General features: G+C 67.5%; 5 protein-coding genes. All 5 read right to left on the bottom strand.

Annotated elements, in window-relative coordinates:
* On the bottom strand, window positions 1-968 hold a 968-nt coding region (locus AC1DQP_RS14145), incomplete at its 3' end, for an efflux transporter outer membrane subunit (RefSeq protein WP_478051837.1).
* Window positions 962-1,699 (bottom strand): SDR family oxidoreductase, encoded by a 738-nt coding sequence (locus AC1DQP_RS14140; RefSeq protein WP_457319047.1) that lies wholly within the window; start codon window positions 1,697-1,699, stop codon window positions 962-964. The genes AC1DQP_RS14145 and AC1DQP_RS14140, both read right to left, overlap by 7 nt.
* Window positions 1,700-1,724: 25 nt before the next feature.
* Window positions 1,725-4,895 (bottom strand): efflux RND transporter permease subunit, encoded by a 3,171-nt coding sequence (locus tag AC1DQP_RS14135; protein WP_478051836.1) that lies wholly within the window; start codon window positions 4,893-4,895, stop codon window positions 1,725-1,727.
* A 166-nt stretch (window positions 4,896-5,061) separates the two neighbouring features.
* Window positions 5,062-6,282 carry an efflux RND transporter periplasmic adaptor subunit gene (locus AC1DQP_RS14130; RefSeq protein WP_457319048.1) on the bottom strand — a complete coding sequence of 407 codons (1,221 nt, stop codon included), beginning with the start codon at window positions 6,280-6,282 and terminating at the stop codon, window positions 5,062-5,064.
* A 92-nt stretch (window positions 6,283-6,374) separates the two neighbouring features.
* A partial coding sequence (locus AC1DQP_RS14125; protein ID WP_478051835.1) for an SDR family oxidoreductase occupies window positions 6,375-6,944 on the bottom strand: 570 nt, incomplete at its 5' end.

The raw sequence follows: 6,944 nt of genomic DNA, 5'->3' as shown, positions 1-6,944 counted from the left end.
TCGCCGGACAGGAAACCGACGAAGCCGGTGAGGCTGATCCGCGGGAACAGGTCGGCCGTGGCCACGCCAACGCGTGCGGTAGCCGCCGCCAGGCGACGCTCGGCACTGCGCACGTCGGCGCGCTGGCGCAGCAGATCGGTGGTGTCACCGAGCGGCAGCTGCTTGGCATAGGCCGGCACTTCACGCGGCTGCAGCAGTGCGTCCAATGCATCCGGACGCTGCCCCAGCAGCACGGCAAGGCGATGCCGCGACTGCACTTCGGACACTTCCAGCAGCGGGATGTCCGCTTCGATGGCCTTCAATCGCGCGCGGCTGCTTTGCACGTCCAGCTCGCTGCCTGCACCGAGTTCCCAGCGCGCTTCGGTCAGCCGCTGGGTATCACGGAGGTTGACCAGGGTGCGCTTGGCGACCGCGATGCGCTTCTGGGTACCCCGCAGTTCGAAGTAGTTGCGTGCCACTTCGGCGGCCACGGTGACCTGGGCATCGGCAAGGTTGTCCTGCTCGGCACCCAGGTCGGCGCGCGCCGCTTCGGACGCGCGGCGCTGGCGACCGAACAGGTCCAGTTCCCAGCCGGCGTCGAAGCCAAGCTGGTAGGTTTCGCTGAATACCCGCTCGCCGCCGACGGTGGCGTCGGGCTGCTTGCGGCGGTCGTAGCTACCGTCGGCGGTGACGTGCGGCAGCTGGTCCAGACGCTGCTCGACGAACACCGCGCGCGCTTCACGCACGCGGGCCATCGAAATGCGCAGGTCCAGGTTGTCGCCGAGTGCGTCATGCACCAGCTGTTCCAGTACCGGGTCGTCGAACTGCGCCCACCAGCTGGCGACCGGCGAGGCGTTGGTGAACACCGGCGCGGCGGCGCCCTGCAGGGTCACCGGCTGTGCCGGTGGCGCCTGGTAGTTGGGGCCGACGCTGACGCAGCCGGCCAGCAGCGCGCTGGTCACGGCCACGGTCAACAGGCGGATCACCATGGCAGCACCTCGCCGAGGTAGGTGAAGCTGCCGTTCGGGCCGTCGGCGCCGATCAGCGCCATGCCCACGCTCGAGCGTGCGCCTTCGCTGACGTCGATCTCGCCCTCGCCACCGTTCATGTCGGTTTTGACGTAGCCCGGATGCACGGTGTTGACCTTGGTGGTGCTCTCGCGCAGCTCATAGGCCAGCTGCACCGTCCAGGCATTCACCGCGCTCTTGGAGGCGTTGTAGGCCGGCACGGCGAAGCCGTAGATCGACGAGCCCGGCTGGCTGTGCAGGGTCAGCGAGCCGAGGATGCTGGACACGTTGACGATGCGGCCGGCCGGCGAGGCGTTGAGCAGCGGCAGCAACGCCTGGGTGACGGCAATCACCGCGAACACGTTGGTGTCGAAGGTGGCGCGCCAGGTATCCAGGGTCTGTGCCGACGGCGCCAGCTTGGGGTCGTCGAGCAGGACGCCGGCGTTGTTGACCAGGATGTCCAGGCGCCCGTGGCGTTCGGTGACGGTCTGCACGGCGGCGGCAATGCTGGCGGCATCGCCGACGTCGAGCTGGATCGCTTCCACCGGCAGGCCTTCGGCCTGCAGCTTCAGCGCCTCGGCCACGGCGACGTCGCGCTTGCGCCCGGCCAGCAGCGTATGCACGCCGGCCTGGGCCAGCTGGCGGACGGTTTCCAGGCCGATGCCGCGGGTGGCACCGGTGACCAGGGCGATCTTTTGGGTAGCGGTATTCATGTGAAAAACCTCGCGGGGGACGGAATCAATGGTGGATGGTCGGTTCGCCGTGGGTGACCAGCTGCCCGCCGCCATTACGGCTGACGAACTTGCGCAGGGCCACGTAGAACACAGGGGTCAGGAACAGGCCGAACAGGGTCACGCCCAGCATGCCGGCGAACACGGTGATGCCGGTCACCGAGCGGACTTCCGCACCGGCGCCATGGGACAGCACCAGCGGCACGGTGCCGGCGATGAAGGCGATGGAGGTCATCACGATCGGACGCAGACGCAGGCGGCAGGCTTCCAGCGCGGCTTCCACGATCCCCTTGCCACCCATTTCCAGCTCGCGGGCGAACTCGACGATCAGGATCGCGTTCTTGCACGCCAGGCCCATCAGCACCACCAGGCCGACCTGCACGAACACGTTGTTGTCGCCACCGGTCAACCACACGCCGAACAACGCCGACAGCAGGGTCATCGGTACGATCAGGATCACCGCCAGCGGCAGGGACCAGCTTTCATACAGCGCGGCCAGCACCAGGAACGCCAGCAGGATCGCCACCGGGAACACGATGAAGGCAGCCTTGCCCTGGGTGGCCTGCTGGTAGCTCAGGTCGGTCCATTCGGTGGTCATGCCCACCGGCAGCACCTTGGCGGCAATGGCGGTCAGGTTGTTCATCGCTTCGGCCGAGGAGAGCATGCGCGGGTCGGCTTCGCCGGCCAGATCGGCCGCCGGGTAACCGTTGAAGCGCAGCACCGGGTCCGGGCCGAAGGTCTCCTTGACGGTCACCATCGAGCCGATCGGCACCATCTCGCCGCGATCATTGCGGGTACGCAGCTTGCCGATGTCCTCCACGTTGTTGCGGAACTGGCCGTCGGCCTGGGCGATCACCTGCCAGGTACGTCCGAACTGGTTGAAGTCGTTGACGTAGGACGAGCCGAGGTAGGTCTGCAGGGTGTCGAACAGCTCGGTCAGCTGCACGCCCTGGGCCTTGGCCTTGACCCGGTCCACTTCCGCATCCAGCTGCGGCACGTTGGCCTGGTAGCTGGTGATCGGGAAGGCCATGCCCGGGGTCTGCGCCACCGCACCCTGCATCGCCTGGACGGCATTCTGCAGCGCGCCGTACCCCAGGTTGCCACGGTCTTCGATGAACATCTGGTAGCCGTTGCCGTTGCCCAACCCGAGGATCGGCGGCGGCATCATCGCAAACGCGAAGCCTTCCTGCAGGCCGGCGATCTTCTGGTTGATCTCGGCGTTGATCTGCGCAGCAGTGCGGCCATGGCGCTCGTTGAACGGCTTGAGCGGAATGAATGCCACACCGGTGTTGGGCGTGTTGGTGAACTGCAGCGCGTTCAACCCCGGGAACGAGATCGTGTGGGCCACGCCCTCGGTTTCCTGGGCGATCTTGGCGACCTTGCGCAGCATTTCATCGGTACGCGCGATCGACGAGCCTTCCGGCAGCTTCACGCCGGCGATCAGGTACAGCTTGTCCTGGGTCGGGATGAAGCCCGGCGGCACCACCTTGAAGATGAAACCGGTGGCCACCAGCAGCACCGCATAGACCAGGAACACCGCACCACGACGGCCGAGGATCTTCGACACGCCGCGCTCGTACTTCTCCGAGCTGGACTTGAAGAAGCGGTTGAACGGACGGAACACCCAGCCGAACAGACGGTCGATCAGGCGGCTCGGGCCATCCTTCGGCGCGCCATGCGGCTTGAGCAGGCGCGCGGCCAGGGCCGGCGACAGGGTCAGCGAGTTGATCGCCGAGATCACCGTGGAGATGGCGATGGTGACGGCGAACTGCTTGTAGAACTGACCGGTGACGCCGGACAGGAATGCCATCGGCACGAATACCGMACACAGCACCAGCGCGATGGCGACGATCGGGCCGGACACTTCGCGCATCGCCTGGTGGGCGGCGGCCAACGGAGTGAGACCTTCCTCGATGTTGCGCTCGACGTTTTCCACCACCACGATCGCGTCATCGACCACGATGCCGATCGCCAGCACCAGGCCGAACAGGCTCAGCGTGTTGATCGAGAAGCCCAGCAGGTACAGCGCGGCGAACGTACCCACGATGGACACCGGCACGGCGATCAACGGAATGATCGAGGCGCGCCAGGTCTGCAGGAACAGGATCACCACCAGCACGACCAGCGCGATGGCTTCAAGCAGGGTGGAGACCACGGCCTTGATCGAGTCGCGCACGAAGATGGTGGTGTCATACACCGCCTCGTACTTGACGTCGTCCGGCATGGTCTTCTGCATTTCGTCCATGCTGGCCATCACCGCATCACGGATATCCAGCGCATTGGCGCCGGGGGCCTGGAAGATGCCGATGCCGACCGCGTTCTTGCCGTCCAGCTGCGAGCGCAGGGTGTAGTCGCCGGCACCCAGTTCCACGCGTGCCACATCGGACAGGCGCACCACTTCACCGTCGGTACCGCTCTTGAGCACGATGTCGCCGAACTCTTTTTCGCTGCGCAGGCGGCCCTGGGCGTTGATCAGGGTCAGGAACTGGCTGTTGGGCATCGGCTCGGCACCGAGCTGGCCGGCGGAGACCTGCACGTTCTGCTCGCGCATGGCGCCAACCACATCGCTGGCGGTCAGGCCGCGCGCGGCAACCTTGTCCGGGTCCAGCCAGGCGCGCATGGCGTAGTCGCCACCACCGAAGATCTGCGCATCGCCCACGCCCTGGATGCGCGCGAGCGCGTCCTTGACGTGCAGGCGTGCGTAGTTGCGCAGGTACAGGGTGTCGTACTTGCCCTTGGGCGAGGTCAGGTGCACCACCATCAGGAAGGTCGGCGACTGCTTCTGGGTGGTGACACCCTGTCGACGCACGTCCTCGGGCAGGCGGGCCTGCGCCTGGGCGACGCGGTTCTGCACCTTCACCGCCGCATCGTCCGGGTCGGTGCCCGGGCGGAAGGTGATGGTCATCTGCAGCACGCCATCGGAGCCGGCCACCGACTTGAGGTACATCATGCCCTCGACGCCGTTGATGGCCTCCTCCAGCGGGGTGGCCACGGTTTCGGCGATCACCTTGGGGTTGGCGCCAGGATACACGGTGCGCACCACCACCGACGGCGGCACCACGTCCGGGTACTCACCGATGGGCAGCATCGGAATGGAGATCAGGCCGGCGGCGAAGATCACGATCGACAACACCGCCGCGAAAATCGGCCTGTCGATGAAGAAACGGGAAAAGTCCATGGGTGGATTCCTGGGGTTTCACCAGCGCCGGCGTGCACGACTCCGGCCGCTGTCGCGGGCGACAGCGGTGGCGGGCTCCCCTGCACGGGGCGATGGCAGACACGGTAGAGCCGACGGTGGGGTCGGCTGCTACATGACGGTAGAGCCGACTGTCAGTCGGCTGCCTTTAATTCAATGCAACGGGTGCCGTCGCAGGCGCAGCCGGCGCGGCAACCGGCTGCATGGCAACGACCTTGGCCTGCACCGGCATGCCGGGCATGAAGACCTTCTGCACGCCGTCGATGATCACCCGGTCGCCGGCCTTCAGGCCCTGCTGCACGATGCGCAGCCCGTCGGCGTTGCGGCCCAGGGTGATGTCCTGGCGCTGCGCCTTGCCTTCCTTGTCGACCACGTACACGTACTTGCGGTCCTGGTCGGTGAGCACGGCCTTCTCGTCGATCAGCATGGCCTGGAACTGGCCGCTGCCGAGCAGCTGTACGCGGGCGAACAGGCCCGGGGTGAAGGTGCGGTCGGCGTTGTCCAGCAGCGCGCGGACACGGATGGTGCCGGTGCTGCGGGTGACCTGGTTGTCCAGGAAGTCGACCTTGCCTTCGTGCGGGTAGCCCTCTTCGCCGGACAGGCCGACCTTGACCGGCAGGTCGCTGTCGCGCTCGCTCGGGCGCTCGCCCTTGCGGGCCATCTGCGCGTAGCGCAGGAAGGTGCCTTCGTCGGCATCGAAGTACACGAACACCTTGTCCAGCGAGACCAGCGTGGTCAGCACGCTGGCGCTGTCGCCGGCGGTGACCAGGTTGCCGGCGGTGACCATCGCGCGACCGGCGCGGCCGTTGATCGGGGCACGCACCCTGGTGAATTCCAGGTTCAGGGCCGCCGCATCCAGCGCGGCCTGCGCGGCCTGCACGCTGGCCCCGGCCTGGTCGGCCGCGGCGCGGCGCTGTTCCCAGGTTTCGGTGGAGATGGCCTGCTGGTCGGACAGCTTCTTGGCGCGCTCGGACTCGCTGCGGGCCAGCGTGGACTGGGTGCGGGCGCGGGCAAGTTCGGCGCGGGCGCGGTCGTACTCGGCCTGGTAGCTGCGGGCGTCGATGGTGAACAGCACATCGCCCTTCTTCACTTCCTCGCCCTCGACGTAATTGACCTTGTCGATATAGCCGGACACGCGCGGACGCAGCTCCACGCTCTGCACCGCTTCGACGCGGCCGCTGAAGTCATCCCACTGACTGACCGGCTTGATCAGCACCGGCGCGGCACTGACCGAGGGCGGCGGCGGCATGCCCGCTTCTTCGGCGTGGCCGCCACTGCAGGCGGCCAGCACGGCCGCGGCGAGGATCGACACGCCGGCCATGGCCAGCCGTCGGGTGATACGGGAGGGGGTGGAAATCTGGGAGGTCATGACATGCATCCGTACGGAGGGGGGTGGTGATAGGAAATCTGAGCGCGGGGCGACGTGGGTGGCGTAGCCTGGGACCTGAACCTTGGTAGAGGTCAAGCGGTACCGGCGACGTTGCGCAGCGGTGGGGGAGGCCAATCCAGGTGCAGCAGGCCCCGCGGCAGTTCGGCATCGCGGGCGTCGCAGCGGACGATGGCGCGGTTATCCGTACAGTTGTCCAGCAACGACACCAGCCGGCGCCCGACCAGCAGGGCGCTGGGCCATTCGATGCAGGCGTTGGCCGCGTTGGTGGGCGTGCACACCGGGCTGCACACTTCCAGCATCTGCGCGCGTACGCCCAGCGCCTGCGCTTCCTGGTGCAGCACCTGCGCGTACATGCGCGTGGTGGACATGGTGATGGACGACTCGCCATGCCCGGCCCACGGCTTGAAGCCGGCCGGGCCGCCGACCAGCACGTAACGCAGGGTGTGTGCGCCACCGCGCAGCAGCGGCAGCAGGTGGCGGCCAGCGTGGACGTGCGGCATCACGTCGGCCTGCAACGCCTGCAACAGGGCATCGCCGCTGCGGTCGGTCACCCGGCCGCGGTTGTACGGGCCGCCCATCGCATMGACCACGGCCGCCAGCCTGCGGCGCCGCGTGCCGATGCGCTCGGCCACGGTGCGGGC

This window comes from Stenotrophomonas sp. P5_A8 (genome assembly GCF_056400545.1).
This window is presented reverse-complemented; position numbering and strand designations above follow the sequence as displayed.